25 protein-coding genes are annotated in these 26,301 nt (G+C 66.5%); 11 read left to right on the top strand and 14 right to left on the bottom strand.

Features of this window, described 5'->3' with window-relative positions; translation table 11 throughout:
• Positions 1-10 precede the first annotated feature (10 nt).
• Positions 11-1,768 carry a sensor domain-containing diguanylate cyclase gene (locus A0W70_RS00315; protein ID WP_175443021.1) on the top strand — a complete coding sequence of 586 codons (1,758 nt, stop codon included), beginning with the start codon at positions 11-13 and terminating at the stop codon, positions 1,766-1,768.
• A 51-nt stretch (positions 1,769-1,819) separates the two neighbouring features.
• On the opposite strand, the gene A0W70_RS00310 is transcribed toward A0W70_RS00315, so the two are convergent.
• A complete protein-coding gene (locus tag A0W70_RS00310; protein WP_175443020.1) occupies positions 1,820-2,419 on the bottom strand; it encodes a GNAT family N-acetyltransferase in 600 nt (199 codons plus the stop codon).
• Between the two features lie 275 nt (positions 2,420-2,694).
• Here A0W70_RS00310 and A0W70_RS00305 point away from each other — a divergent pair, with 275 nt between their 5' ends.
• From A0W70_RS00305 to A0W70_RS00295, 3 genes are read left to right on the top strand one after another with little or no spacing between them, the layout of a single operon-like run.
• The gene (locus A0W70_RS00305; protein ID WP_083330656.1) at positions 2,695-3,651 is read left to right on the top strand and encodes a sulfurtransferase; all 957 of its coding nucleotides are present in this window, start codon (positions 2,695-2,697) and stop codon (positions 3,649-3,651) included.
• A gap of 36 nt (positions 3,652-3,687) precedes the next feature.
• The gene (locus A0W70_RS00300) at positions 3,688-4,887 is read left to right on the top strand and encodes a YeeE/YedE family protein (RefSeq protein WP_070987249.1); all 1,200 of its coding nucleotides are present in this window, start codon (positions 3,688-3,690) and stop codon (positions 4,885-4,887) included.
• 1 nt (position 4,888) lies between these two features.
• A complete protein-coding gene (locus A0W70_RS00295) occupies positions 4,889-5,107 on the top strand; it encodes a hypothetical protein (RefSeq protein WP_217495345.1) in 219 nt (72 codons plus the stop codon).
• An 8-nt stretch (positions 5,108-5,115) separates the two neighbouring features.
• Here the strand turns inward: A0W70_RS00295 and A0W70_RS00290 are convergent, their stop codons facing one another.
• Positions 5,116-5,964, bottom strand: coding sequence for a hypothetical protein (locus A0W70_RS00290; RefSeq protein ID WP_139150640.1), 849 nt, complete (start codon positions 5,962-5,964; stop codon positions 5,116-5,118).
• Between the two features lie 184 nt (positions 5,965-6,148).
• Here A0W70_RS00290 and A0W70_RS00285 point away from each other — a divergent pair, with 184 nt between their 5' ends.
• Positions 6,149-6,679: a sigma-70 family RNA polymerase sigma factor gene (locus A0W70_RS00285; RefSeq protein ID WP_070987245.1), complete on the top strand. Its 531-nt coding sequence runs from the start codon at positions 6,149-6,151 to the stop codon at positions 6,677-6,679.
• Positions 6,680-6,681: 2 nt separating this feature from the next.
• Positions 6,682-7,560: an anti-sigma factor gene (locus A0W70_RS00280; protein WP_070987243.1), complete on the top strand. Its 879-nt coding sequence runs from the start codon at positions 6,682-6,684 to the stop codon at positions 7,558-7,560.
• Between the two features lie 22 nt (positions 7,561-7,582).
• Here the strand turns inward: A0W70_RS00280 and A0W70_RS00275 are convergent, their stop codons facing one another.
• The 3 genes from A0W70_RS00275 to A0W70_RS00265 all read right to left on the bottom strand — a co-directional run bounded on the left by A0W70_RS00275 (position 7,583) and on the right by A0W70_RS00265 (position 9,165).
• Positions 7,583-8,140 carry a DUF2062 domain-containing protein gene (locus A0W70_RS00275; RefSeq protein ID WP_070987241.1) on the bottom strand — a complete coding sequence of 186 codons (558 nt, stop codon included), beginning with the start codon at positions 8,138-8,140 and terminating at the stop codon, positions 7,583-7,585.
• Between the two features lie 156 nt (positions 8,141-8,296).
• On the bottom strand, positions 8,297-8,638 hold the full coding sequence (locus tag A0W70_RS00270; protein WP_070987240.1) for a DUF4168 domain-containing protein: 342 nt from the start codon (positions 8,636-8,638) through the stop codon (positions 8,297-8,299).
• 191 nt (positions 8,639-8,829) lie between these two features.
• Positions 8,830-9,165 (bottom strand): hypothetical protein, encoded by a 336-nt coding sequence (locus A0W70_RS00265; protein WP_245675775.1) that lies wholly within the window; start codon positions 9,163-9,165, stop codon positions 8,830-8,832.
• A gap of 251 nt (positions 9,166-9,416) precedes the next feature.
• Between A0W70_RS00265 and cysK the strand changes: the two genes are divergently transcribed.
• Positions 9,417-10,496: a cysteine synthase A gene (gene cysK / locus A0W70_RS00260; RefSeq protein ID WP_070987238.1), complete on the top strand. Its 1,080-nt coding sequence runs from the start codon at positions 9,417-9,419 to the stop codon at positions 10,494-10,496.
• A 37-nt stretch (positions 10,497-10,533) separates the two neighbouring features.
• Here the strand turns inward: cysK and A0W70_RS00255 are convergent, their stop codons facing one another.
• The 3 genes from A0W70_RS00255 to A0W70_RS00245 all read right to left on the bottom strand — a co-directional run bounded on the left by A0W70_RS00255 (position 10,534) and on the right by A0W70_RS00245 (position 15,746).
• Positions 10,534-11,595: an efflux RND transporter periplasmic adaptor subunit gene (locus tag A0W70_RS00255; protein ID WP_070987235.1), complete on the bottom strand. Its 1,062-nt coding sequence runs from the start codon at positions 11,593-11,595 to the stop codon at positions 10,534-10,536.
• On the bottom strand, positions 11,592-14,936 hold the full coding sequence (locus A0W70_RS00250; protein WP_083330654.1) for an efflux RND transporter permease subunit: 3,345 nt from the start codon (positions 14,934-14,936) through the stop codon (positions 11,592-11,594). Before A0W70_RS00250 ends, A0W70_RS00255 begins: the two co-directional genes overlap by 4 nt.
• 255 nt (positions 14,937-15,191) lie before the next feature.
• Positions 15,192-15,746 (bottom strand): lipocalin family protein, encoded by a 555-nt coding sequence (locus A0W70_RS00245; protein WP_070987231.1) that lies wholly within the window; start codon positions 15,744-15,746, stop codon positions 15,192-15,194.
• A 194-nt stretch (positions 15,747-15,940) separates the two neighbouring features.
• On the opposite strand from A0W70_RS00245, the gene A0W70_RS00240 reads away from it, so the two are divergent.
• The 3 genes from A0W70_RS00240 (at position 15,941) to A0W70_RS00230 (ending at position 18,973) form a co-directional block, all read left to right on the top strand.
• A complete protein-coding gene (locus A0W70_RS00240) occupies positions 15,941-17,392 on the top strand; it encodes an FAD-binding oxidoreductase (protein WP_070988211.1) in 1,452 nt (483 codons plus the stop codon).
• Between the two features lie 131 nt (positions 17,393-17,523).
• Positions 17,524-18,171 (top strand): DUF6151 family protein, encoded by a 648-nt coding sequence (locus tag A0W70_RS00235; RefSeq protein WP_070988210.1) that lies wholly within the window; start codon positions 17,524-17,526, stop codon positions 18,169-18,171.
• Between the two features lie 70 nt (positions 18,172-18,241).
• Positions 18,242-18,973: a TVP38/TMEM64 family protein gene (locus tag A0W70_RS00230; RefSeq protein WP_070987229.1), complete on the top strand. Its 732-nt coding sequence runs from the start codon at positions 18,242-18,244 to the stop codon at positions 18,971-18,973.
• Between the two features lie 40 nt (positions 18,974-19,013).
• Here the strand turns inward: A0W70_RS00230 and A0W70_RS00225 are convergent, their stop codons facing one another.
• A complete protein-coding gene (locus A0W70_RS00225; RefSeq protein ID WP_070987227.1) occupies positions 19,014-19,268 on the bottom strand; it encodes a Smr/MutS family protein in 255 nt (84 codons plus the stop codon).
• Between the two features lie 172 nt (positions 19,269-19,440).
• On the opposite strand from A0W70_RS00225, the gene A0W70_RS00220 reads away from it, so the two are divergent.
• On the top strand, positions 19,441-20,178 hold the full coding sequence (locus A0W70_RS00220; protein WP_070987225.1) for a maleate cis-trans isomerase family protein: 738 nt from the start codon (positions 19,441-19,443) through the stop codon (positions 20,176-20,178).
• Between the two features lie 457 nt (positions 20,179-20,635).
• On the opposite strand, the gene A0W70_RS00215 is transcribed toward A0W70_RS00220, so the two are convergent.
• From A0W70_RS00215 to A0W70_RS00195, 5 genes are all read right to left on the bottom strand, one after another.
• Positions 20,636-21,778, bottom strand: a complete 1,143-nt coding sequence (locus tag A0W70_RS00215; RefSeq protein ID WP_070987223.1) for an IS110 family RNA-guided transposase — start codon at positions 21,776-21,778, stop codon at positions 20,636-20,638.
• Positions 21,779-21,985: 207 nt separating this feature from the next.
• Positions 21,986-22,720 (bottom strand): arsenical resistance protein ArsH, encoded by a 735-nt coding sequence (gene arsH, locus A0W70_RS00210; RefSeq protein WP_281182031.1) that lies wholly within the window; start codon positions 22,718-22,720, stop codon positions 21,986-21,988.
• Entirely contained in the window at positions 22,701-23,123 is a 423-nt protein-coding gene (gene arsC, locus A0W70_RS00205; RefSeq protein WP_070987219.1) for an arsenate reductase (glutaredoxin), read from the bottom strand. Before arsC ends, arsH begins: the two co-directional genes overlap by 20 nt.
• Before the next feature lie 449 nt (positions 23,124-23,572).
• Positions 23,573-24,868 (bottom strand): NAD(P)/FAD-dependent oxidoreductase, encoded by a 1,296-nt coding sequence (locus A0W70_RS00200; RefSeq protein WP_070987217.1) that lies wholly within the window; start codon positions 24,866-24,868, stop codon positions 23,573-23,575.
• An 11-nt stretch (positions 24,869-24,879) separates the two neighbouring features.
• Complete coding sequence (locus A0W70_RS00195) at positions 24,880-26,091, bottom strand: pyridoxal phosphate-dependent aminotransferase (RefSeq protein ID WP_070987216.1); 1,212 nt, start codon at positions 26,089-26,091, stop codon at positions 24,880-24,882.
• Positions 26,092-26,301 lie beyond the last annotated feature (210 nt).

Below are 26,301 nucleotides of genomic sequence, written 5' to 3'. Positions count from 1 at the left end.
GATGCCGGAGATGACCGACCCGCTACCGGGAATCAAACTGGGTATTCTTGAACAGATCGACGACGCGGTCGTGATCACGGATGCCTGTCTGGACCCGCCCGGCCCCCGGATCGTCTACGTCAATCCGGCCTTCGCCGACATGACCGGGTACGCCACCAGCGAACTGCTCGGCCAGACACCGCGTATGCTCCACGGTCCGGACACGGATCGCGATCAACTCGACCGCCTGCGGCGCGCGCTCGAGAGCGGCGATGAATGTGCTGGCGAGGTGGTGAATTACCGCCGTGACGGCCGGCCTTTCCTGCTGCAGTGGCGCATCAGCCCCATCCGGGAAAACAGCGGGCGGATCACGCATTTCGTTGCGATCACACGCGATGTCACCAGTGCCCGCAAGCGGGAGCGGCGACATGGCGAGCTTGAAGCGCTCGCGCGCGTCCAGGGCGAACTGGCGACTGGCGGTCTGGATATCGATACGGTCCGACAGAAAGTGGCTGATCTCGCCCTCAGCATCAGCGGCGCGGAGAGCGCGGTCGTCGAGGAACCCGATGGCGGCGAGATGGTTTACCGGGCGGTTGCCGGTCAGGCGGCCGCCCATCTCGGCACCCGCGTTCCGATCGACCACAGCCTCTCCGGGGTCTGTTACCGGGAACTTCAGGCCATTATCTGCGAGGACACGGCCCGCGACGACCGGGTCGCCACGGAACCCGCGCGGGCGGTGGGATTCCGTTCCGGCATCCTGATCCCACTCTGCCACGGTTACCGCTGTTTCGGCGTCATCAAGGTCTACTCGGGCACGGTCAATCGTTTTTCGAGCGCGGAGCGGGATCTGCTGCAGCTCGCCTCCGGCATGCTCGCCGCCGCGCTGGAATCGGCGCACACTTATCGCTCCGAGCGTGCCCGGCGCGAGGCACTGGTCGATGCGTTGCCGATCATGATCGCGTATATCGACCGGGATGGCTGCTTCCGCGAGGTCAACACGGCCTGTGAGCGCTGGTTCGGCCTGCCGCGCAAACGACTCGTCGGTCACGCGTTGAGTGCCGTTCTTGATGAGGAGGGCTTCGCCGCCATCGAGCCCTACATGAATGCAGCGCTGAGGGGTGAGACGGTCCACTTCCAGACCCAGGCCGTGTTCCGTTCCGGCGACCAGCAGTACGTGGAAGGCGACTACACCCCGGATCGCGATTACCGCGGCCGCGTCCGCGGCTTCTACGCGGTCGTTCGCGACGTCACCGGATTGCAGACACTGTATGTCGATTACCTTACGAAGGTCGGCAATCGCCGCCAACTGGAGGAAAAAGGGGCCGGGCTGATCGAATCGGCCCGCCGTTACGGGCGCCCGCTCAGTCTGATCATGATGGATGTCGACCATTTCAAGGCGGTCAACGATCACCATGGTCACCAGGCCGGCGACGCCGTTCTGCGCGAACTGGGCGCACTGCTCGGTCATGAAGCCCGGGCGGCCGATCTGCTCGCGCGCTGGGGCGGCGAGGAATTCGCGATCGTGGCGCCGGAGACGACGGGCGCCGACGCGGCCACGTTCGCGGAACGGATCCGCGCCCGGGTCGAGGACCAGGATTTCTCAGCGGTCGGGCACGTAACCATGAGCTTCGGCGTTGCCGAACTCGAGGGTGGGGACGACGACATGGACGCGCTGCACGGACGGGCGGACGAGGCCTTGTACGAGGCGAAACGTGGCGGCCGCAACCGAGTAGTGACCTGGCATCCCACACAGTTGGGCCAGTCAGAGCCGACAGGCACAGACCGATGACAACGACCGGGTGCCAGAGCCGCCCGCGCGGCTCTGGCATGGTGTTCACCGCTATTCGGGTATCGTCACATGCGGCCCCGCATCGCGTGGCAATAGCCCGCGCAGCCGCGGGTCATGGACCCACTCGACTTCCTCATCAAAGGGCTGGAACCCGAAATGCCGGTACACGTCCACCGCCCGCGGGTGGTCCTCCGTGCAGGTATGCAGCCAGATGCGATCGACACCGGGCCGCGCGGCTTCATGCAGCAGCGTGCGCAGCAGGAAACCGCCCAGTCCACCGCCGATCCGGTCCGGCAGCAGGCCGAAATATTCGATTTTGACTTCCCCCGGCTTCGACCGGTCGAACTCACCCAGACCGGCGACCTCGCCATCGACCATCAGACGCCAGATTTCGTAGTCGTCCGCACCGATCAGGCGGGCGATTTCGTCGCGTCCCGCATGCAGCCGCCCGTACCATAACCATTGATCGCCGACGCGGTGAAACAGTGCGAGATACTCGTCGACGTCGGGGTTCAACCAACGCGCCGCGGTAACCCCCGGGCGCGGTGGTACGGGCTCCGGTATTGCTCCGTTGGGCCGCATTTCCAGATACGTGACGACCGAGCGAAACCGACCCGCAGCCCGGTCCATCTCACGTTCGTTCTCAGACACGGTCATGGCTCCCGTGGTGTCGATGGCTGGCAACATACCCGTTCCCGCCCGCGCCTTGCCAGTCCCCTCCCGGGGAACCCGATCGCGGCGCATGCGGTCGAACGGATAACCCATGCAGATACCCCATGCATCCGGGCGATGCGCAGGCCATACGGCGTATGGCCACCCGGCGATATGGATATGCCAAATCGGTCTTGCGCAAAGGGTTCTTATAACCAATCGCCGCCCTTACCATAGGTTCAGTCCCTGATCCTGCATACGCAGTCGGAGTTCCCATGTTTCGCGCAATCCTTACCAGCACGCTGGTGCTGCTCCTGACCATCCCGTTCGGCGCTCACGCGCGCGAACTGTCACCGCTGGTATCGACCGACTGGCTGGCCGAGCAGCGCGGCGGCGAGAACCTGGTCATTCTCGACATCCGCAACGCCATCGATGGTGGCAATCGCGACACCTTCGAACAGGGCCACATCCCCGGCGCCGTCTACAGCAGCTATACCGGCGACGGATGGCGGCAGAAGGAAGGTGACGTGCCGGGCAAACTGCCGCCGGTCGAGGACCTCGAGCGCCTGATCGGTTCGCTCGGTATCGATAACGAGTCCGACGTGGTCATCGTCCCGGCCGGTGTCGGCTCCACCGACTTCGGCAGCGCGGCCCGCGTGTACTGGACATTCAGGGTCCTCGGCCATGATGACGTCGCCATCCTCAACGGCGGGCACCGGGCCTGGGTCGAGGCCGGCAACGAGGTCGAGACCGGCTGGAACGCGCCCGCGACCGCGGCGTTCGAGGCCGATTTCCGACCCGAGTTGATCGCCGACACGGACGAGGTGCAGCAGGCCCGCGAGGCCGGCGTTCAACTGGTCGACAATCGCCCGGCCAAACAGTATCAGGGCGAGGAGAAACACCCGGCGGCACGCGCGGCCGGAACGATTCCCGGTTCCCTCAACCTGCAGCAGGGCCAGCTCGTGGAGGACGGTACCGCATTCGTGGTCGACCGCGAGAAGCTGCAGGCCCTGATGGATCAGGCCGGCGTGAGCGATGACGGCCGGACGATCACGTTCTGCAATACCGGCCACTGGGCCGCGATCGGCTGGTTCACGCTGAGCGAACTGACGGGTCTCGAGGACGTGGCCATGTACGACGGCTCCATGACCGAGTGGTCGCAGGACGAGAACCGTCCGCTGCAGACCGCGAGCAGCGGCCTTGGCGCCGTCTACAACTGGCTGTTCGACTGATTACGGCAAGCGGCGATGGCAACGACGAGTGAAGCAATGAGCCGCGGGTCCGCGGCGGCGGTGGATCCGCGCCGGGTAGACCGCTTCGTGGTCACCACGGCACTGACGGCCGCCGCCGTGCTGGCCGCGCTGATCGCGCTGGAGACGGCGCCCTTCCTGGTCGCCCTGTTCTTTGTCGGCGGCGCCCTCGGAATCGGCCTGTATCACGGCGCATTCGGCTTTACCGGCGGCTGGCGCCGCTTCGTGGTCCAGGGGCGCGGGGCGGCGCTGCGCGCGCAGCTGGCACTGCTGGCGCTCGCGACGGTTCTGATCGTGCCGGTGCTCGCATTCGCCGGCGGCGGTATGACGGGGGCCCTCGCGCCGGTGGGACTCTCCCTGCTGATCGGGGCGTTCCTGTTCGGCTTCGGCATGCAGCTCGGCGGCGGCTGCGGCTCCGGCACCCTGTTTACCGTCGGCGCCGGCAATATCCGCATGATGCTGACGCTGGTGTTCTTCGTCATCGGCAGCGTCATCGGGACCCTGCATCTGCCCTGGTGGCTGGAGCAGCCCGGTTTCGATCCCGTGAATCTCGCGGGCGGGCTCGGGGCCGGTGGGGCGATCGCCCTGACGCTCGCGCTCTGTGGCGGGCTCGCCTGGTGGGTCACGCGGATCGAACGCCGCCGCCATGGTGACGTCGAGCGGCGCCTGCTGGCCGGGCCGCAAGGCGGCATGTTCAGTAGCCTGTTCAAGGGCCCGTGGCCGTTGATCTGGGCCGTGGTCGTACTGGCCGTTGGCAATCTGGCGGTACTGCTGCTGGCCGGCCACCCGTGGGGCATCACCTTCGCCTTCGGCCTCTGGGGGGCCAAGATCCTGCAGGCCGTTGGCGTCGATATGGGCCAGTTCGAGTTCTGGACCTGGGATTACCCGGCCATGGCGCTGGCCGACAGCGTGCTGGTGAACGTGACCTCGGTCACCAACTTCGGACTGCTCGTCGGCGCGATGCTGGCGGCCGGCCTCGCCGGGCGCTTCAACCGCGCCAGCCAGGGGCGGATCCCGCCGCGCTCGCTGCTGGCCGCCGCGATCGGTGGTCTGGCGATGGGGTACGGTGCGCGCCTCGCGTTCGGCTGCAACATCGGCGCGATGTTCTCCGGCATCGCCTCCGCCAGCCTCCATGGGTGGATCTGGTTCGCGGCCGCCTGGGTGGGCTCGCTGATCGCGATCCGGCTGCGCCCCCGCTTCTCCCTGTCGAACGACTGATATGGGCGGTAACCGTACCTACAGCCGTGCGCGCCTGGCGATCACCCTGCTGGTGATCGGCGGCTTCATCCTGGCCGACCATATCGGCAGCCCGACGTTCCGGAGCAATATGGGCCAGGGCGGGGTCGAGACCACGCTGTCGCAGCGGGAGAGCCAGGCCGATGCCTGCGCGCCCTGCGGGGCGCCCTGCCCCTCCGATCAGGAAAGCGGATCCGACTGAGTCGGCGCTTAACCGCTCTCCGCGCCGACCACCTCGGCCATCGCCTCCAGCGCGGTCCGCACGTCCTCCAGGCCCGTGTCGATCCGTTCCGGTGGTGTCCGGCCCGGCCACAGTTCGGCGAAGCGCTCATAGCGCTCGACCAGCTGCTCGTAGCGGGTCTCGTCGCTCATCCGGAGCAACCCCTCGAAGGTGTCGAGTAACCGTTCACCCTGGGCGACATAGGCCCAGGATACGCGGTAGGCGAGTCGATCGGTGACCGCGCCCTCCTCGTCGACGGCCGCCTCCAACTGTCGTACCGCACGCCCGGACATCGCCAGCAGCACCTCGCCCTGAAAGCGGGCGTCTTCGCGCAGGGACGGTTCCACCTCGCGCTGCGCCCGGCGGATGGCCATGCGCGTGGTCGCGTACAGGTCCTGCACGTCGATCAGGGAATCGGTCTCGCGGGCGGCGGCGGCCAGGTCCTCGATGCGCTCGACGACGCGCTCCAGCCCCCTGTCCATCAGCGAATCCCGTACCACCGGCAGGTGCGCCTCGGCTGGGGCAACGAAATGCGCCGTGCCCGCTCCACGGTCACCGACACGGTACAGCTCCCGGGCAAGCCGCATCTGCGCGCGCATGAGCATGAGTTCGACGTAGAACCGGTGCGGCTCGTCCGCGGCGTCGAGCGAATCCGAGTCCGCGTCGAACACGCGCAGCACGGTCTCACCATCGGATTCGGGATCGCCGATCAGGACGCCCGTGTCCCGTATATCCGCGTTGGCCGCGGCCGAAAGCGTGATCCCCGCAGTGACCACCACCACGGCCAGTCGCCGCAACAGGGCACACCGTCCCATTCTGCGCGAACCGAAAACTTTCATGCGTGTACCTCCTGTTGATGCACCGGGCCGGGCGCGTGGTGTCACGGACGGGCCCGTTGTCGGGCGCGCGGGATCCGGCGAACTGAACAATCGCCCCGGCCTAGTGGTTCCATCCGGGATGGAACCAGCCCCGGCATCCGCCTGTTGTAGACTGTGACAATGCGCGTACCGCCCGGAGGACACCATCCGATATCCGGACCCGCCATTCGAGGACCTGCTGCTGGCGGAATTGCCGCACCTGCGTCGCTACGCGCGCGCACTCTGCGGCAATCCTGAAACCGCGGACGACCTCGTCCAGGACTGCATCGAGCGGGCGCTGCGCAAGCGCCGCCTGTGGCGCCCCAGTGGCCGACTGCGCAGCTGGCTGATGCGGATCCTCTACCGGATCTACCTGAACCGGCGCAAGCGCTCGGCCATCGAGCGGCGGCACGCCGAGCGGAACGTCGCGCCGCCCGAGGCGGCCACGGCGCCGCAACCGGAACTCCGGCACGAGTGCCGCGAACTCGTCGCCGCACTGGACATGCTACCGCAGGCGCAGCGGGCGGCGATTGTCCTCGTCGCACTGGAGGATGTCGACTACCAGGAAGGCGCCTGGATTCTCGGTATCCCGGTCGGCACCCTGCGCTCGCGCCTCTCGCGCGGCCGCGAGACACTGCGACGTCACATGAGCGAAGACACGGCGGAAGAATCCCCCGCCCTGCACTCGGTGAAGTAGCGATGACACGCCCGGATGCCCCCAGCGTGCGTAACGAGGACCTCGCGGCCTACGCGGAAGGCCGGCTGCCGCCCGGTTCATCCCTGCGCGCCCGCGTCGAACAGCATCTGCGTGAAAACCCCGCCGACGCCACGCGCGTGCGTCAATACCGGCGCCAGGACGCCATGATCCGCGAGGCGTTCGACCCGGTCGCCAAGGAAACGATTCCGGAGCATCTGCTGAGCGGTCTCGCCCGACCGCCCCGGCGCCGCTGGCACACCGCCGCCGGCATCGCGGCCGCGCTGGTCATCGGCATCGGTGCCGGGTGGACGGCGGGCCGCCTGATCCCCGAATCCGGCGGGCAGCCGGCACTGCTCGGTTTCGTCGAGCGGATCGGCGAGCGCATCGCTCGATCGCCGGATACGCCAGTGCGGAGCGACGAAACCATCGACGCGATCGCCGGCGGCAACGGCCCCAACCTGCACGCAGCGGGCCTGGAACTCGTCGGCGCGGCCAGCCGGCCCGGCATCGAGCGGGGCGTATTCCGCTTCGATTACCGCGCCCCTGGGGGTGAAATAATCCACCTGTTCGTGGCCCGCGATATCGCGCCAGCATCGCCCACCATCCGCACGCGCGCGGTCGATGGCCACCTGCTCGCCTACTGGCATCTCGGCGGTTCGACGTACGTGCTGGGCGGCCAGATGGGACGCGAGCGACTGATTGAACTCGCACGCCGAGTGCGCGAAACGCTCGATGACCTGCCCAAACGGGTCGAGCTGGATACCGGCGGCAGCAGTAACCGGGCCACGGTCGATCCGGCCGCGGCACGCGCGGCACTCTCCGGCGAAATCGGCGCGCGCCCCGGTCCCGGCGAGCAGCCGCTGAGCCCGGACAAGCTGTAACAGCCCCCGCGGGGCGCCTCGTTCAACCGCCGCGGTCGCCGTAGCGCGCGCGTACCGCGAGCCGTTCACGGAACGACTTGCGCCGCCGGCGCACGACCGCGGCGCGCCACACGGCCAGCACCAGCGCATAGGAAATGATGGCCAGCGGCAGCGCGATCACGAGGCTGCCGAACGCGAGATAGCCGATCTCGATCCAGCCATTGGTATCGCCTTCCATGGTCGGCTTGCCCGTCGCGCCATGAAACACCGCTTCGCCGAGCCGATTGAAGCCAAGGTACAGCGGCGCCATGGTCAGCGGATTGCTGACCCAGGAGACCAGGAACGCGATCGGGAAATTGGCCCGCAGCGCGACACAGCCGAGCAGCATCAACAGCGTCTGGAAACCGACGGTGGGCGACAGCCCGACGAACACGCCGACCGCGACACCGCGGGCGAGCGTGCGTCGATCGGGGTGCAGACAGCCGGCCCGATCCAACAGGGTAGCAGCGACCGGATGACGCTCAAGCCACACACCCGTGCGCTCGCGTGACGCGCACCAGTGTTGCCTGAGGCCGCCGATAAGCCGCTGCGAAACCGACATAGACCGATTCACCGATACTTGCAGCCCTGGGCCGCCGCGATGTCCCTGCGTCGACGGCCAGCACGGCCTCGGGGAACCTCTGATTACAGGCAGTACTGCACGGCGCAGTTGGCGCCATGCAGCGTTCCACCTCGCCATGCCACCGTCAGGCGCGCGCTATTCCGCGAGCGATTCGAGTTCCGCGGCCACGTCGGGATCGCTCTGCGCCGCCTGTGCGATCTGATTGAACTCATCGATCGACAGCCCGGCGTCCTGGACTGCCGCGGCCATTTTCTCACGCGCCTCGGCCTGGAGTTGCGCCACGGCCTGGTCATCCTGCGCCGATTGCAGTCGGTTGGAATATTCCTCCTGGATGCTGAGCACATCGGCCCGCGCCTGGAGGAATGTCTCGAGTTCCTCCTGCTCGAAATCGCCGCTTGAGCCGTTCTCGGCGAGCGCCACCGGCATCATCATGAACCCGGTGACCAGAATGAGGATGCTTACGTACGGACTGCGCATATCGCTGCTCCTTCTGACACTGTACGGGAACCGCGCGACACGCTCATTTGCGCGCCTGCGACTATTCAACAACCCGTGGCCGTCAAAAGTTCCGTCGCTGCAAGTCGGTTACTGCGGATTCTGACGCGAGAGGGATTACGCGACCCTGTGCGCCCCATTACCGGAACGTCATGCGCCCGTGATCGGGGGCTCTACGGAAGCACCTCGACGGTGTCGGCCTCGATCGCGCGCCCGCTCTCCCGCGAGAATCGGAAACCGCCGACAACCCGGACACGCTGCCCGACCAGCGATTCGACCGCGCTGTCCGGGTGTACGGCGACGCGGTTCAGATTGTCGTCCTCGAGCCAGTAATGCTCGGGATCGGAATGGGAACGGACATGACCCGTCGTGCTGACTCGTTCCCCATCGTACTGCTCGCTGAAGCGGGCCAGGTCGACCAGTTCCAGCTGCGTCGCCGTAGGCTCGCCGCCACAACCCGCGAGGAGGAGCAGGCACACCGCGGTCGCCAGTATGGGACGGAAGAACACGCTCGCTTTCCCACGCCTGCGGGACGCTACCGAACGCGTCGAAATCCTCGGGGCAATACGCATCAGGATTCTCCAGGGGGCGGGCGGCCTATAACCTCGTCAGCCTACCATTCCCCGCGGTCGTGGCTCGGCGGCATTGTCGCGGGTACGCGGGCATAGCGCGGATGCCCGGTTTACAATCGACGCATCCGGTCAGCGCCCGTGCGGCGCAATCCGATACCGGCCAACGGCATGCGCATACGGAGAGAACGATGAAATCCGGAACCCGAACGACGGATGGACGCGGGCGGCTGTACGACGATGTCCTGGAGACGGTCGGCAACACACCGTGTATCCGGATCAACCACCTCGCCCCGGATCACGTCACCCTGTACGTGAAGGCGGAGTTCTTCAATCCGGCCGGTTCGGTCAAGGACCGACTGGCCCTGAATATCATCGAGGCGGCCGAGCGCGACGGTAGCCTGAAGCCGGGCCAGACGGTGGTCGAGGCCACCAGCGGCAATACCGGTATCGGGTTGGCCATGGTCTGTGCCGCGAAGGGGTATCCGCTGGTCGTGACGATGGCCGAGAGCTTCTCGATCGAGCGTCGCCGCCTGATGCGCTTCCTGGGCGCCAAGGTCGTGCTGACGCCGCGCGAGCTCAAGGGTTTCGGCATGTATGAGAAAGCGCGCGAACTGGCGGAGACCCACGGCTGGTTCCTCGCCCACCAGTTCGAGAGCGAGGCGAACGCCGATATCCACGAGGCCACCACCGGTCGGGAGATCCTCGCCGACTTCGATGGCCAGCGGCTGGACTACTTCGTGACCGGCTACGGCACCGGCGGCACGATCGCCGGCGTCGGCCGCGCACTGCGGCGTGAACGCCCGGACGTGAAGCTGATCCTCAGCGAACCGACCAGCGCCCAGCTGGTCGCCAGCGGTACGCCGCAGGAACGAACGGCGGAGAATGAGCCCGCCGCCGGCCATCCGGCCTTCGAGCCCCACCCGATCCAGGGCTGGACGCCGGATTTCATCCCGTGGGTGCTGCAGGAGGCGCTCGATCAGTCCTATGTCGACGAACTGATCCCGGTCGCCGGACCGGATGGCATCGCATGGTCACGGAAGCTCGCGCAGCGGGAAGGCATCTTTACCGGCGTGTCCGGCGGCGCGACGGTCGCGGTGGCGATGGAGCTTGCCGAACGCGCGCCGGCAGGATCCGTCATTCTGGCCATGCTGCCGGATACCGGGGAGCGGTATCTGTCCACGCCCCTGTTCGAGGACATCGGCGCCGAGATGGATGCGAGCGAGATTGAGGTCATGGAGTCGACGCCGGGCTTCCAGATGCCGCGTTGAGGGGGACGACGCGGCCACCGAGTGAACGCGACTGCATTCATCGGGGGATGACGATCCGTTCCCCGGCGACCAGTCCACTCATCACCTCGACGCGACCATCAGGGGTCGTTTCGCCGGTCCGGATATGGCGGCGAACCGGCCCTCTTTCGGTCACCACACGCACAAACTCGAGCTGACCCACTCGTTCGATCGCCGCCGCCGGCACCTCGATCCGCTGCTCCGAGCCGGTCACGATAATCAGGCGCCCGAACATACCGGGATAGAGATTGGCGTGCCCTGGCAGTCCCGCACGGACGATGAACGTCCTGGAGCCGGGTTCCGCGGAGGGCACGATTTCCTTGATCGTAACCTCCAGATTCGCGTCGACGGCATCGATCCGCGCGTTCAGCGACTGACCGCGCTCCATCCGCGCCGCGATCGACTCGCGGACATGCGCGTCCAGCTGCAGGCTGCCCGGGTCGTAGATCCGCAACAGCGGCACGCCCGGGCGCGCCGTATCGCCCGGCTCGGCAAGGCGGTCGATCACACGGCCCGTCATCGGGGCCCGGATGGTCGCGTGGCTGAGCGCGGTGCGCGCTTCCTCGACGGCATCGCTCGCCCGCGCCAGTTCGGCCTGGGCCGCAGCCCGGTCCGCTTCGGCGCGGTCCAGGTCGGCGCGCGAGACCACGTCCCGTTCATAGAGATCCCGCATACGCTGGAAATGGCGCTCCGCCTCATCCAGACGGGCCTGCGCCGCAGCCGCACGGTCGCGCGTCTGACGCAACCGCGACTCGAGATCGCGCTCGTCCAGCTCCACGAGCACCGCTCCGGCCTCGACGGCATCACCCGCGCGTACGTGGACAGCGGTAATCCGTGCGGTGATCCGAGGGGAGAGCACGGCCTCGTGCCGCGCTTCCACGGTGCCGGGCGCGTTGGCCTGCACCTTCGTGCGCACGGATTCGACCGTAACCACCTCGCCTTCGATCGGTTCCGGTTCGACCGCCACCGTTCCGGGTTCGATCGTTGGCGAAAACATGCCAGCGAAAAAGGCCATGACAATGCCAAGGATGCCAAGTGCGAGCACGGCGCCGCCCAATCGGAGTACGGATCGCCTGTTCATGAGTGTGTCTCCGCACCCGTTTCCGCTTGTGCCACTTCGTTTCGCCCGTAAACCAGGAAGTACACGAGCGGCACCACCACCAGCGTGAACACGGTAGAAGCGATGATGCCGAAGATGATGGCCCAGGCGAGCCCCGAGAAGATCGGGTCCAGGGTGATGACGAGGTTGCCGAGCAGCGTCGTCGCGGCCGTGAGCAGCACCGGGCGCATGCGGACCGCGCCAGCCTGAACGAGTGCCTCGCGCACTTCGAGGCCCTGATCGCGCGACAGTTGGATGAATTCGACGAGCACGAGCGCATTGCGCACCACGATGCCGGCAAGCGCGATCATCCCGATCATCGCCGTTGCGGTGAAAAAGACCGGATCAGCGAACCCGTCGATACTGCGATCCCCGATCTGATTGAGCAGCCAGAACCCCGGCATGATCCCGATCATCGACAGCGGGATGGAAAGCAGGATGATCCCGGACAACGCCGCGATGCCGGTCTGCAGGTAGATCACCAGAAAGATCCCGATCACCGCCACACCGAACGCGATTCCCAGATCACGAAACACGCGCAGGTTGATAAACCATTCGCCCTCCCCCGTCCATTCAGCGCGCACATCCGGCGGCAGGTCCCATCCGATACCACCACCGGGATTCAGGTAAGTGCGACCGTCGACCGGGCGATTGTCGTGGTTGCCCGTCACTCCCCGGTCGGCGACGAGATCCTGGATCACCTCGGCGGGCGGACGGCCGGCGACCTCGGCGAACACATAAGCGACCCGCTCGAGATTCTTGTGCTGAATCGTCTGTTCCCGGGTCGTGCGCTCGAATTGCCCGATTTCACCAAGGCGGACCAGCGGCGTTGGCGCGTCGCGCAGACCGCCATTCTCGCGCTGCTGGACGATACCCGCGCGGCCCTTGATATACAGTGCGGCCAGGTCGTCGGGGCCGCCCCGCCGCTCAACCGGCAGGCGCAGTTCGATCGGCAACGGGTCGGCCTCGGTCGGGATCTGCAGGTGACCGGCATTCATGCCCCCGGTCCCGAGCCGCAGCGTGCGGGCGACATCGGCGGTGGATATCCCCGAAAGGGCGGCCTTCTCCTTGTCCGTCCTGAACCGATAGCGGACCTGCTCCGCTGACGCCGAGGTGTCTACATCGACGACCCCGGGCTCCGATCGCATCCGATCGGCAAGACGCTCCGCCCCTTCGAGCAGGCGCTCATGGGGGGTTCCGGCTTCGCCTCTGATTTCTGCCGTTACCGTGGCGACAACAGGCGGACCAGGCGGCACCTCAACCAGTTTGACAGCGACGCCGTGACGATCGGCAATGCCCTGCAGATCGCGCCGAATCCTCAACAGGAGTTGATGCGACTGTTGTGACCGCCGCGCCCGGGGCGCAAGCGTGACGCGCAGATCGGCCTGGTGCGGTTCTTCGCGCAGGTAGTACTGGCGGATCATCCCGTTGAAATCCATCGGCGATGCCGTCCCGACATAACCGGTAAAGTCCCGAACCTCGGGTACGGTGCGCAGGTAGTCGGCGAATGCACGCGTGACCGCATCGGTCCGCTCCAGCGTCGTACCCTCCGGCATATCGACAACGATCTGGAATTCGTCCTTGTTGTCGTACGGCAGGAGCTTGAGTGGGACCATACGGAATGCCGGCAGGGAGACTGCGATGACGAAAAGCGCGGCCACCACGCCCAGCACACACCACGCGCGGCCGCGATTCTTCAGCATCCAGCCCAGTATCGGCGCATAGAAACGATATACGCCGGTTTTGCGGACGTCGTAGCCGCCCGCCTGCGGCTCATGGCGCAACAGGTGGTACGCCAGCCAGGGGGTCACCAGGAATGCGACGCTGGTGCTCGCAATCACGGTGACAGGCACATTGAACGCCATTGGCGCCATGTACGGTCCCATCATGCCGGTAATGAAAAACATCGGAGCGAACGCCACGACGATCGCCACGGTCGACATGATCAGGGCGCCGCGGATTTCCACCATCGCGGCAGCGACGGAGTCGCGCGCGCGGTGCACGCCCATCCGGAACCAGCGCTCGATGTTGTCCACGCCGGTGATGGGGTCGTCGACCAGCAGGCCAAGGGCGAGGATCAGCGCGAACAGCGTGACCCGGTTGATCGTGTAACCGGTCAGGTAATCAAGAAACAGCGTTATCCCATAGCAGACCGGCACGGCCAGCCCGACCACCAATGCCGCGCGCCAGCCGATAAACACGGCCAGAAAGATCACTACGGTGAGTACGGCAATACCGAGGCTGGAGATCAGCTGACCGACCTTATCGTCCGCGGTACGCCCGTAGTCGCGGATAATCCGATACTGAACGCCCTCGGGGAACAGCTCCCGCTCGAACGTTTGCAGTCTCTCCTTGATGTTCGCCGAAACCCGGACCGCGTTTGTTCCGTGCTTTTTCGCGACCGCGAGCGTGACCGCCGGGTATGTACCCGCCGCCGCACTCCGGTCGGACGCCGGACCGAAGCCGATCCAGGAATAATTCTCCGGTTCCGACGGTCCATCCAGTACCCGGGCGACGTCCCCGAGATACACCGGCACACCATCAACAACGTTGACGACAAGTTCCCGCAGCTCGCGCGCATCCTCAATGAACAGACCACCCTCGACGATGGCCCTCCGATCGAGTTCCACCACCGCACCGGACTCGACCTGCTCGTTTGAGACTCCGATCGCTTCGGCGACCTCCAGTGGGGCCGTGCGCCTTGCCGCGAGGGCCTCGGGATCGAGCTCGACCCGGATCCGTCGGGGCCGCCCGCCGGTGACGGTGACCCGACTCGTGTCCTCGACCGACTGCAGGCGCTGATCCATTTCCTCAGCCAGACGCCGCAGACCATGATCGTCCACCTGTACCCGGTCCTCGCTCCAGAGGACCGCCAGGACGATCGGGACATCATCGATGTCCACCGGCTTGACGACCCACGACTCAACGGCGGCCGGTACCCGGTCGGTATTCGAGCGGACCTTGTCGTAGATCTTGACCAGCGAGCGCTCACGATCCTCACCGACATAGAAACGGACCGTCACGACCGCGCGCCCGGCCCCGGAACTCGAGTACACGTACTCGACACCGTCGATCTGATGGAGCAGTTTTTCCAGCGGTGTGGCGACCTGGCGCTCGACCTGTTCCGCGCTCAGTCCCGGTGCACGCACGTGCACGTCGGCGACCGGCACGACGATCTGCGGTTCCTCTTCGCGCGGCGTCAGCGCCAGCGCGGCGACACCGGCAGCGATCGCGAACAGCGCGAGGAGCGGGGGGAGCGGATTGGTGACAAGCCGCGCGATCACGCCGGCCATGCCGCCGCTGGAGGACGATCCGGCGTTCATTGCATGCCCCCATCCGCGATGGTCCCGATGGAGCGGAGGTGGTCAGCGCATCTTCTTGTGCGCGCCCCGCAGCGGGCACGGATACGTATTTTGGCTGCCATTCGCCGAAACCTTTGTCCCGCCCGGCACAGCGGCGAGATGACATAACAGGCGTAACGGGCCCTTACAGGCGATTATGCCAGGTTACCGGAATGACACTTTGCGCGCTTGATCAGGGTCAAGTGCCGGCCAGGCAGGCGGGAGAACAGTTAACGGTTACAGGTCGTCGCGCTCGTCCAGTGGCTGCTGGGGGACCTTGCGCAGCCCCTCCAGGTCGTAACCCAGCGCTTCCACACGCGCGACGAGCTCTTCGTACTCGCGCTCCGGAATTTCCGGTGTTCGCGCCATGATCCAGACCCAGTCGCGTTTCGAGCGGGCGACGATGGTCGTACGGTAATCCGGATCCACGTAGCTGATGGTGTTCTCGAGCCGGAGCGGCCAGAACGGCTGCATCGCCCAGATCGCATTGCTCGTGCCGGCCTGCACGAACCCGGTCATCTCCATGCGCTCACGTTCGCCGTCGAACCCGCCATCGCGGTAAGTGAATACGGTCCGGATGCGATCCTCGCCGACACGCTCGTAGCGCTCGATCGAGTTGTAGGCATTGCTCGTGGCGTCGGGGGGAATGTGCGCGATCACATACCAGGTGCCGACGAAGCGGTCGAGATCGACGCGCTCCGCGCGCGGGAAGTCATCCGGCGGCATCACGCTGCAACCACCAAGGAAGACGGCGAACAGCGCCACGATCAGACGGCGGGAAACGGTGGCCATAGAGAATTGCCCTGGCGGCGAAGTGGTTCGATGTCGGCAACGGATCGTTTCGCCCCGGTCCCGGTCCGGGATTCAGCCTCGGTTTGGTCGGTGCGATTCGAAATATCGATGCCGGCGACCCGGCGCGGCCTATACTCGATGAGGGATCGGTGCCGGCCGGCACCGTCGACCCACCGGTTCCCGGAGACCCCACCATGACCATCCATTCCCTGGTCAGGCTCGACGGCACGGGGGGAGCCGTCCCGAATCCTGATCTCGAGCAGTTCAAAGCCGATTTTCACGGCCGCCTGATTGACCCGGAAGATCCGGAATACGACAAGGCGCGCGCCGTCTGGAACGCGGCGATTGATCGACGACCTGGCCTCATCGCGCGCTGCAGTGGACCGGCCGATGTCATCCAGGCCGTGCGCTTCGCCGGCAGGCACGGCATTCTCACCGCCGTCCGTTCGGGCGCCCACAATATCGCCGGTAACGCCGTATGCGACGGCGGCCTGGTCATCGACCTTTCCGCAATGCGCGGCATCCGCGTGGATCGCGAACACCACACGGTGCGGGTGGAGGCCGGGGCGACCCTGGCCGAGCTCGATCATGAGACCCAGGCCTTCGGCCTGGCCGTCCCGCTCGGTATCAACTCCACCACCGGCGTCGCGGGACTGACCCTCGGCGGTGGCTTCGGCTGGCTGGCCCGGAGCCTCGGTCTCACGATCGACAACCTCATCGGCGCCGATGTCGTGACCGCGGACGGGGACTACATCCATGCCAGCAATGACGAGCACGTGGATCTGTTCTGGGCGCTGCGCGGCGGCGGCGGTAATTTCGGTATCGTTACCTCGTTCGAGTACCGGGTCCATCCGGTTGGCCCGACCGTACTGGCGGGACCGATCGTGCACCCGCTCGCGAACGGGCAGCGGATACTCGCCGAGTATCGTGAACACGCGGCGGCGGCGCCGGACGCGATGACGGCATGGGTCGTTCTGCGCAAAGCGCCACCGTTACCCTTTCTCGATGCCTCCGTCCACGGAGAGGAAGTACTGATCCTCGCGTTGTGCCACTCGGATAGCGGCGAAGACGCCGAGGCAGCGGCCCGTCCCTTCCGCAGGATCGGGACACCGATCGCCGACGCGGTCGGCCCGTGCCCGTTCTCCGCATTCCAGCAGGCGTTCGACCCATTGTTGACACCGGGCGCGCGCAACTACTGGAAGTCGCACAACCTCACCGAGCTGAGTGATGGCGTGATCGACACGCTGATCCGTTACGCAGGGATGCTCCCATCGGACGAGACCGAGATTTTCCTCGGGCAACTCGGAGGTCGCGTCAACCGGATCAAGCCGGAGGCGACGGCCTATCCGCACCGGGATGCGAACTTCGTGATCAACCTGCATACGCGCTGGCGCGATCCCGCGGACGACCAGCGCTGTATCGAATGGACCCGCGCACTGTTTGCGGACCTGGCCCCGTGGGCGACCGGCGGTGTCTATGTGAATTTCATGCCGGATGACGAAACCGGCCAGGACCGTTTACGGGCGGCGTATGGTCCGCACTGGAATCGATTGACGCGGGTGAAGCGACGGTATGATCCGGAGAATTTCTTCCGCATGAATCAGAACATCCAGCCCGCGGCGGAGGAACAGGAAGCCGCCGAATAGGCGCATGGGACAGAAACGCTCGATGCACGCTGTCGGTCAGTTTGACCGGCAGCGCGTTTTCCGGAAGACCGGATTTGAGTCCCGGCTTCCACCATTCGATAATCCCTGAAACCCCGCATACGATGGACGCCATGGCGGACACGCTGCCGATCCGGTGCAAGTGCGGTACGGTCCGGGCGCTTGCGGATATCAGGGATCATCATGCCCGGCGTGCCGTCTGTTACTGCCGTGACTGCCGCATGTTCGCGTACTTCCTGGCACAGGCCGACAAGATCCTCGATCGGCATGGCGGCACGGAAGTGGTGCAGATGTCGCAGGCCCGACTGCGGTTCGAGACCGGGCGCGAACGGCTGGCCTGCCTGCGCCTGACACCCCGGGGGCTGCTGCGCTGGTATGCCGCCTGCTGCGACACCCCGATCGGGAATGTCACGGCAAACCGCCACATCCCCTACCTTGGTCTGGTGCACGCGTGTCTCGATTACGGGGCGACCGGAGCTACGCCCGAGTCTCTCCTTGGTCCGGTCGACTGTCGCGTCCACGCACACGATCCGGGAGTGCGCCAGAGGTTCACTGATGCACACGCGGCCATTCCCGTCGGCACCCTGGTCCGGGTCGCATCCCGCGTGCTCGGCTGGCGCCTGCGCGGCGACCACCGCCATTCCCCGTTCTTTGACCCGGTCTCGGGTGCACCGGTCGTGGAACCCCGGGTACTGAGCGCGGAGGAGCGTGCACACCTGGCAGCGCAGATCCCTACACGAGCCGCGGGTCCATCGCGGTGATTATCCGGAACGGATCAATGAGGTGGACGCGGAGATCCGGTATCGCCACTGACGCTGATCACGCCCGCGGATGATTCGGGCCATCGCGATCGCCGGCGCGCTTGCGCTACTCGTTCTCGCCGCCTGGACCGGGTGGCTGCTGTATGACAGTGGCCATCTATCGCGCACGGGCCTGGTCACACTGGCCGAACGCAGTGGGCCGTGGGCGCCGCTGATACTGATGGGATTGATGGTCCTGGCGGTCGTCATCGGCCCAATCCCGACCGTGCCGATCTCCATCGCGAGCGGTCTCGTGTTCGGCCCGGTGGCCGGTTTCATCTACGCCATGGCCGGCGCCCTGATCGGTGCGGCGCTCAGCTTCTGGATCGCGCGCCTTTTGGGCCAACCGATCATGCGGCGGTTCCTGGGCGGTCATATCGCATTCTGCCCGGCATGCAGCAGTCGCCTCCTGTTTCTGGTGATACTCGTGGCGCGACTGCTGCCGGTCGTGTCGTTCGCATTCGTCAGTTACGGGGCGGGATTGACGGCGATGCGCACCAGCGCCTTCCTGCTGGCCACCGCCATCGGCATGGTGCCGATGACCGCACTGTACGTCGCCGCCGGCACGAGCCTCACGGCGTCCCCCGCCGTCGCGGCGATCGGCGGCCTGGTGGTGGTCATGCTGGTACTGCTGTTACCGCTGCTGGTGGAGCGCTTCGATCCATTCGGCCTCGCGACGTGGCTGAGGCATGCAGCGCACGCTCATGCGAAGGACCCGACACACCGAAAAGAGCGGATCGATCCCGATCGCCCTAATGACTGAGGCCATGTCGCGGTCCGAAGGCGCAACATCCCGTCGCGCTTCAAAAGCGGAAGTACACGAACAGGCGGCCGTGGTTCTTCGCGTCCTTGTCCACGCGGGCGTAGCGCGCTTTCATGTCCGGGCGCTCGAGAAATTTCAGGACGCGCTTCTTGAGCTGGCCCGATCCCTTGCCGTGGATGATCTCGACGGTTTTGATCCGTTTGCTTTCGGCCTCGTCCATCACGCGGTTCAGTTCCGCTTCGATCGCACCGCCGTTGCGGGCGATGGGGTGGAGGTCCAGTTTGATCCTGGCCATCACGCAGCAGCCGTGTGAGGAGTCCGGGGAACAGCTGTCCGGCCGGCAATAGATCCACCATAACGCATCGTCGCGTACTCCGCGTCTCTGCGAGAATATCGTTTTCAGGGCACCGGAGGCCTGTCCGAGCCGGCGTGATCGTGTCGCCGCCAGCCTGCCCCGGAGTTCATGCATGACCCGACTCGGCATACTCTACCCGCCGTCCGGCGCAGAGTTCGAATACTACCGCCATGGCGAGCGCCTCGGCGAAGACGTGCGCATTGCGCTGATGGGGGTCCGCATCTTCGGCGATGACGACGAGCACGCACCGCATCACCTGCGGCGGACGGCCGCCCTCCCGAATCTCGAGACCAGCGCGCGGGCACTGGCACCGCTGGCACCCGACGCCGCCGTCTGGGCCTGCACGAGCGGCAGCTTCATCGACGGGCTCGGGCATGCCCGCGCCCAGGCCGAGGCCCTCGGCACGATGCTGCGCTGTCCGGCCACGAGCACCTCCCTCGCCTTCTCGGCGGCGCTGAATGCACTGGGCATCGCCCGGGTGTCGATCGTGGCCACCTACCCGGAAGCGACCGCGGCCGCGTTTGCGGACTTCCTTCGCGAGACCGGGATTACGGTCGACGCAATGCGCTGTCTCGATGCGCCGTCGGGGCCGGCCGCGGCCGCGCTGGGCGAAGCGCGGTTTTTCGAATCGGCGGCCGCCATGACCGTCGACCCCGCGAGCGCGCTGCTGATTCCGGACACGGCCGTACCGACACTGGAATGGATCCAGGATCTCGAGGATCGACTCGGCTGCACGGTATTGACGGCCAACCAGGTCAGCCTCTGGCACACCGCGCGGTTGGCGGGTCTGAACACGGCGTTACCCGGGATCGGGCGGCTGTGGGAATCCACCGAGTTCGAGGTGCGGTAGTCGGCTTGACTGGCCACGATGCGGGGCGGTTCGGGGTACAGAAACGTCGTCGCGTTGGGTTTCCTTCGTCAACCCAACCTTCTATGAGGCGTGTTGTGTCAAGGCCATCGTGGCTTTGTTTACATCAGCGCCTCCGCTGGCCGCATGCGCGATCCACCTGTCCAGGCGCGGCGTTACAGCCTCGAGGTCCCGGTGATCTCGCGTGGGGTCTTTTGGACCCGCGACGACCTTCTATCCGTGTCGGCGTGCTCGCCGATCACCCAATGCCGCATGCGCCGTCGGTTCACCGGGATGATGGCCGCGCCCCATCTACAGGGGTCGGTCGAGGATCGTCGACCGGGCTGGGTTACGGGCGCGGCCCAACCTCGTTGCCCGTCGCGCTGGCCCGGCGGATCAGCCCATCCGGCTCACATCGACCCGGTTGTCGCTGTCCGGCTCGTGCGCGCTCGCGCCGTGCTCAGCCAGCGCTGAGTACCACATCGGGGTCGAGCTCACCGCGCGCGACATAGCGCCAAAGCGCCACCAGAAGCCGCCGCGCGAGCGCCACGATGCCGATGCGGCGCTGGCGCCGGCTCGCGCCGCCATAGCGGCGCCGGAACCACTGACTGAGTTCGCTGTGGGGCTGCCAGCGCAGCCAGCGCCAGGCGAGTTCGACCATCACCGCGCGCACCCGGCGATTGCCGTGCTTGTCGATGCCCTGCTCGCGCTCGCTTGAGCCGCTGGCATGCGGCGTCGGCGCCAGTCCCGCCAGTGCCGCGACCTGCTTGCGGTTGGCAAAGCGGCGCCAGCCGAGCATCTCCAGCGACAGGATCCAGGCGCTGCCCGGGCCCACGCCCTTCACCCGCTCGAGCGTGCGCACGACCTGCATCACCTCCTCGTCGCCCGCCTCGACCAGGCGCTGCTGCTCGGCCTCGACGCTGCGGCGCTGCTCGCGCACCTGCTCCAGGCGCGCGAACTCGCGCTCGATCTCCTCGATCAGGCAGCGCGGCAGCGCCGTGCCATCCCAGCGCCGCAGTTCGGCGAGGCGCTCGCGCAGGTGGCGGTCGACGGCCACCCGGGCGTGGCCCTCCAGCGCCAGCAGCGAGCGAATGCGGTTGGTGTGCCCCGTACTCTCGCCGACCAGGCGCTCGCGCTCACGCTCGAGGCGGCGCACCGCCTCGACCTCCTGTGGCGGCACCTCGACGACCGAGAACACGCGCCGATCACCGCCCCAGAACGCGATCAGCTTGCGCAGCAACAGCCGCGCATCCAGACGATCGGTCTTGCGCCGCTTGCGCGCGGTGTTCACCTCGATGCTGCCGGCGTCGATAACCCGGTTGTCCACGCCCTGCGCCTGGAGCCAGCGGTGCAGCCAGAAACCGTCGCGGCCGGCCTCGTACACACTGCGTACCACAGTGCCCGCCGCACCCCCGAGCTTCGCCTTCGCCCGCTCGACCGTGCGCGCCAGCGCCGCCAGATCGCCCGCGGCGATCGACCACTGCGGCGTGCGCTCGTCTCCCGGCGTGGCGAACGCCGCCCGCCACTTCGACCCCGACAACTCCAGGGCCATGTACATCACCTCAGTCGCCGTCGTAGCCTGATCGCGAAGGGTCGCAGTCATCCCGGAACCTCCTTCGTGGTCGCTGTTGGACTCTCAACCACAGGATAGCCTTGACTGCGGCCCTTCCTTGAGACCCACCCATAGGATCTACGATCGTGCGGATCCGATTGATCGGTTTGCATGCCTTAGGTTGGATCGAGCGCCAGCGATACCCAACGGATTACGGCATCGCGCCCGAACCATATTGCACGATAGCCGACGCACGCTTCAGATCTGCCGCTGGTTGACCCGCCGTGACAGTTCTTCCGCAGATTCCCTGCGCTCGCTGTAGCGGTTGACCAGGTATGCGCTGCGATCGCGTGTCAGCAGCGTGAATTTGATCAGCTCCTCCATGACATCGACCACCCGCTCGTAGTACGCCGAGGGTTTCATGCGATCGTTATCGTCGAACTCCATGAACGCCTTCGGTACCGAAGACTGATTCGGAATCGTGAGCAGGCGCATCCAGCGCCCCAGCAACCGCAGCTGATTGATCGCGTTGAAACTCTGGGAGCCGCCGCTGACCTGCATGACGGCGAGCGTCTTGCCCTGGGTCGGCCGGACGGCGCCGAGCGACAGCGGGATCCAGTCGATCTGCGCCTTCATGATGCCCGTCATGGCGCCGTGCCGCTCCGGCGAGCACCAGACCATGCCCTCGCACGCCATTACCTTCTCACGCAGTTCCTGGACCTTCGGATGATCCGCATCGGCATCGTCCGGCAATGGCAATCCGGACGGATCGAAGGTCGTCGTCTCGGCGCCGAAGCGGCGCAGTATGCGCGCGGCCTCTTCCGCCAGCAGGCGGCTGAACGCACGCGTGCGCAGCGATCCGTAGAGCAGCAGGATCCGGGGCGGGTGCAAGGCGCGTTCGGCGGGGAACAGTCGTGACTCGTCGATCGGCTCGAAACACGCGTCGTCGATATGCGGTGTGTCGTCCATCCGCTCAGGCGACCCGTTGACCATCGGCATCGATCACCGCTTCGCCGTCTTCCTTGTAGACCGGTCCCATCGGCAACCGGTCCAGCAGGTTCAGCACCGCCTCGCTGGGCCGGCAGAGACGCACACCGCGCGGCGAACACACGATCGGGCGATTGACCAGGATCGGATGATCGACCATCGCGGCGAGCAGCGTCTCGTCGTCAACGGACGGATCGAGCAGACCGAGTTCCTCGGCCGGCGTCTTTTTCGTGCGTAGCGCCTGCCGGGGCGTGATATCCGCGGCGGCGAACAGGCCGAGCAGTTGCGCGCGCGTCCAGCCGGTTTCGAGGTACTCGATGACCACGGGCTGGATACCCGCGGCCTCGATGATCCGCACGACGTTGCGCGACGTACCGCAGTCGGGATTGTGGTAAACGGCGATGGTCATGAACGACGGGCTCCATGGACGGTATCAGGGCGTTGAAGTGCTTCGGGAGTATACGGAAATCGGATGACAATTCGGCGACAGAAGGGATTGCGGGTCCATACGGTGTGGCAGTGATTACGCCCAGGGGGAGTGCAAACGGGCTCGAAAGAAGGTTCTCGCAAAGGCGCAGAGGGCGCCAAGGGACGCAAAGGAAAGCACGAGACTGTAGGAGCGAGCTTGCTCGCGAACCGGCATCGGTGCCAGCGGAGCTCCGATCAGTCGATGCAGTAACGTACCCAGGATCGGTGCCGGTGTTTTGCCGAACCGCCGGGAACTGGAGAGACGCACACCAGCGGAAAACGGTTCGCGAGCAAGCTCGCTCCTACAATCCTTCTTCGCGTGCCTTGGCGCCCTTCGCGCCTTTGCGAGAACCCCCTTCGAAGAGGCGCGAATCACGAACCATCCCTGGATCACACGAGCGGATGACGCCCCATCCACGCGGCGTGATCGGCGACTGCCCCGGCCTCGAAGAAGCGTCGACGGAGGCCGGTGTTGCGTTCGGTGTAGCGGTCGAGGACGGCAAGCGGCAGGACGTCCTCGCTGCCGGTAGCGATCGCCTCGGCGGCGGTCTGTCCGAACAGCGTGCCGGGGCCGATGCCGCGGCCCGAGTAGCCGAAGATCATCAGGCCGTTGTCGTTGAGGCGGACGATTTTCGGCAGGTGATCGGCGGTCATGGCGATGCGCCCGTGCCAGGCGTATTCCAGCGGTTCTTTCTTGAGATCGGGGAACAGCGCGGCGAGCTTTTTGCGGGCCCAGCCCCGGTGCACGGCGGAGCCGCCGTGGTCCAGCGCCCCGAGGCTGCCCACCAGCAGGCGGCCTTCATGATCGCGGCGGAAGGCCGACATGACGGTACCGGTATCCCAGCAGCCCTCGCCGCCCGGGAGGATCGATTCGAGGCGCTCGGGCGGCAGCGGGCGGGTCGCGAACTGGAAGAAATGGACCGGCGTGAAGGCCGGCTCCGCCATCCCCGTGTCGGTATCCAGGTGGTGATACGCGTTGGTGGCCAGCAGCAGCGCCCGGGCGGTGACCGAACCGGTCGCGGTCTGGACATGCCAGGCATTGCCGTCGTGGCGGATCGACGTGACGGGGGAAGACTCGTGGATCCGCGCACCCTGCTCAGCGGCCGCGCGCGCCAGGCCCTGGCAGTAGGCGAACGGCTCGATCGTGCCGGCGCGCTCGTCGAAGAGCGCCCCGTGGAAGACGCCGGTTCCGGTACGGGCGCGCGTGCGTTCCGCGTCCAGCAGCTCGACCGGCGCATCGCGCGAGAGTTGCTGCGCGAGGCGCGAGCGCAGTTCGGCGAGTCCTTTCCTCGAGTGGGCGCAGTGCAATGTGCCGTTGCGCACGGCGTGGCAATCGATACCGTGGCGCTCGATCAGGGAGAAAACCAGATCGGGGGCGCGTGCCAGCGCGCGATTGAGTTTCGCGCCGGCCTCCCGGCCGAGCAGCTCGCCGATGTCGTCGGGCGGCATCCAGAGGCCGGCGTTGACCAGACCGACGTTGCGGCCCGAACCGCCATGGCCCACCCGGTCCGCTTCCAGCAACCGCACGTCGACGCCCTGCTCGGCCGCGTGCAGGGCGGCCGAGCAGCCGGTGAACCCGCCACCGACGATCGCGAGGTCGGCGACGCGGTCGCCCTCGAGCGCGGCGCCGCTGAAAGATTCCGCCGCGGTTTCATGCCACAGATTGCGCTCGACGTACGCCGACATGGACGAACTCCTTAATTGAGCCTGGCGACCGCCGCTTCGATTCGATCCAGCGCCCGCCCGAGATGCTGTTCGGACGCAGCGTACGAGATACGGAAGTACGGCGACAGGCCGAAAGCGCGGCCCGGCACCACCGCGACCTTCGCGTGTTCCAGCAGGTAGCGGCAGAAGTCGCCATCGTCGTCGATCCGATCACCCTCCGGCGTCATTTTCCCGCGCACGCCCTCGCATGACGCGAATGTATAAAACGCCCCACGCGGGCGCGGGCAGTCGATACCGGGCATGGCAGCGAGGCGATCGACGACGAGATCGCGGCGGCGGCGAAAGACTTCGCAGCGCTCACGCACGACCGCCTGCGGACCGCTCAGTGCGGCCTCCGCCGCTGCCTGGGAAATCGAGGACGGGCACGACGTCGACTGGCTCTGGACCACGGCCATCGCGCGGATCAGCCGCACCGGCCCGCCGGCGTAGCCGATGCGCCAGCCGGTCATCGCATAGGCCTTGGACACGCCATTGACCGTCAGCGTGCGGTCACGCAGACGCGGCTCCACCTCGGCGGGCGTGACGAAGTCGAAGTCGTCGTAGACGATGTGCTCGTACATATCGTCCACGAGCAGACCGACATGGGGTGCATCCAGCAGGACGTCGAGGATCGGCCGATAGTCCTCGCGCGCGTAGGCTGCTCCCGAAGGATTCGACGGCGAATTGAGGATGATCCAGCGCGTCCGCGGCGTCAGGGCCGCCTCGAGCGCGGCGGCCGTGAGCCGGAAACCGGTCTCCATCGGGCACGGCACGAACACCGGCACGCCACCGGCGATGCGGACGATATCCGCGTACGAGGTCCAGTACGGGGTCGGCACGATGACCTCGTCACCGGGCTCGACCGTCGCCATCAGCGCGTTGAACAGGATCTGCTTGGCGCCAGTTCCGACCGTGATTTCGTCCAGCGCGTAATCCAGGTTGTTGTCACGCCGGAACTTGTCGCGCACGGCCTGCTTGAGCGCCGGTGTGCCATCGAGCGCCGTGTAACCGGTTTCGCCGCGATCCATCGCGGCCTTCGCGGCGTCCCTGACGAACGCCGGCGTGTCGAAATCCGGCTCGCCGGCACCCAGGGTGATGACATCGTCACCCGCGGCGTTCATGCGCGCCGCGCGGGCACCGATTTCGAGGATCTCGGAGACCTCGATGGCGCCCAGGCGCGACGCGCGCTCAAACGGATCATTCATGGCGTTGTGTGTCCCTTTTCCATCAACCCGCCGGGCGAGCCGCCTGCCGTGGATGTAGGCCGGCTTGCGACCGAAGGGAGCCAGCCGGCGCACCGGGCGGCACGGTTGTGCAAGGACTGCCGGCTGTTGCCTGTTGGCAAAAGCCGGCCTACGGACTACAGCTACGAACCGGCGCGGGCCCGGCACCGTGCCATGACCATGCCCGGGATG

This window comes from Halofilum ochraceum (genome assembly GCF_001614315.2).
GTDB lineage: Bacteria > Pseudomonadota > Gammaproteobacteria > XJ16 > Halofilaceae > Halofilum > Halofilum ochraceum.
Note: the sequence above shows the minus strand (reverse complement) of the source record. Positions and strands in the feature narration are given on the sequence as shown.

Coding starts and splice junctions, on each gene's coding strand:
- arsC (WP_070987219.1), bottom strand. CDS start 23,123: ATGACCATCGCCGTTTACCACAATCCCGACTGCGGTACGTCGCGCAAC.
- A0W70_RS00235 (WP_070988210.1), top strand. CDS start 17,524: ATGGCGGACACGCTGCCGATCCGGTGCAAGTGCGGTACGGTCCGGGCG.
- A0W70_RS00315 (WP_175443021.1), top strand. CDS start 11: ATGACCGACCCGCTACCGGGAATCAAACTGGGTATTCTTGAACAGATC.
- A0W70_RS00240 (WP_070988211.1), top strand. CDS start 15,941: ATGACCATCCATTCCCTGGTCAGGCTCGACGGCACGGGGGGAGCCGTC.
- A0W70_RS00295 (WP_217495345.1), top strand. CDS start 4,889: ATGGGCGGTAACCGTACCTACAGCCGTGCGCGCCTGGCGATCACCCTG.
- A0W70_RS00195 (WP_070987216.1), bottom strand. CDS start 26,091: ATGAATGATCCGTTTGAGCGCGCGTCGCGCCTGGGCGCCATCGAGGTC.
- A0W70_RS00230 (WP_070987229.1), top strand. CDS start 18,242: ATGATTCGGGCCATCGCGATCGCCGGCGCGCTTGCGCTACTCGTTCTC.
- arsH (WP_281182031.1), bottom strand. CDS start 22,720: ATGGTCAACGGGTCGCCTGAGCGGATGGACGACACACCGCATATCGAC.
- A0W70_RS00225 (WP_070987227.1), bottom strand. CDS start 19,268: ATGGCCAGGATCAAACTGGACCTCCACCCCATCGCCCGCAACGGCGGT.
- A0W70_RS00220 (WP_070987225.1), top strand. CDS start 19,441: ATGACCCGACTCGGCATACTCTACCCGCCGTCCGGCGCAGAGTTCGAA.
- A0W70_RS00300 (WP_070987249.1), top strand. CDS start 3,688: ATGAGCCGCGGGTCCGCGGCGGCGGTGGATCCGCGCCGGGTAGACCGC.
- A0W70_RS00250 (WP_083330654.1), bottom strand. CDS start 14,936: ATGAACGCCGGATCGTCCTCCAGCGGCGGCATGGCCGGCGTGATCGCG.
- A0W70_RS00275 (WP_070987241.1), bottom strand. CDS start 8,140: ATGTCGGTTTCGCAGCGGCTTATCGGCGGCCTCAGGCAACACTGGTGC.
- A0W70_RS00200 (WP_070987217.1), bottom strand. CDS start 24,868: ATGTCGGCGTACGTCGAGCGCAATCTGTGGCATGAAACCGCGGCGGAA.
- A0W70_RS00280 (WP_070987243.1), top strand. CDS start 6,682: ATGACACGCCCGGATGCCCCCAGCGTGCGTAACGAGGACCTCGCGGCC.
- A0W70_RS00215 (WP_070987223.1), bottom strand. CDS start 21,778: ATGACTGCGACCCTTCGCGATCAGGCTACGACGGCGACTGAGGTGATG.
- A0W70_RS00255 (WP_070987235.1), bottom strand. CDS start 11,595: ATGAACAGGCGATCCGTACTCCGATTGGGCGGCGCCGTGCTCGCACTT.
- cysK (WP_070987238.1), top strand. CDS start 9,417: ATGAAATCCGGAACCCGAACGACGGATGGACGCGGGCGGCTGTACGAC.
- A0W70_RS00245 (WP_070987231.1), bottom strand. CDS start 15,746: ATGGCCACCGTTTCCCGCCGTCTGATCGTGGCGCTGTTCGCCGTCTTC.
- A0W70_RS00270 (WP_070987240.1), bottom strand. CDS start 8,638: ATGCGCAGTCCGTACGTAAGCATCCTCATTCTGGTCACCGGGTTCATG.
- A0W70_RS00305 (WP_083330656.1), top strand. CDS start 2,695: ATGTTTCGCGCAATCCTTACCAGCACGCTGGTGCTGCTCCTGACCATC.
- A0W70_RS00290 (WP_139150640.1), bottom strand. CDS start 5,964: ATGAAAGTTTTCGGTTCGCGCAGAATGGGACGGTGTGCCCTGTTGCGG.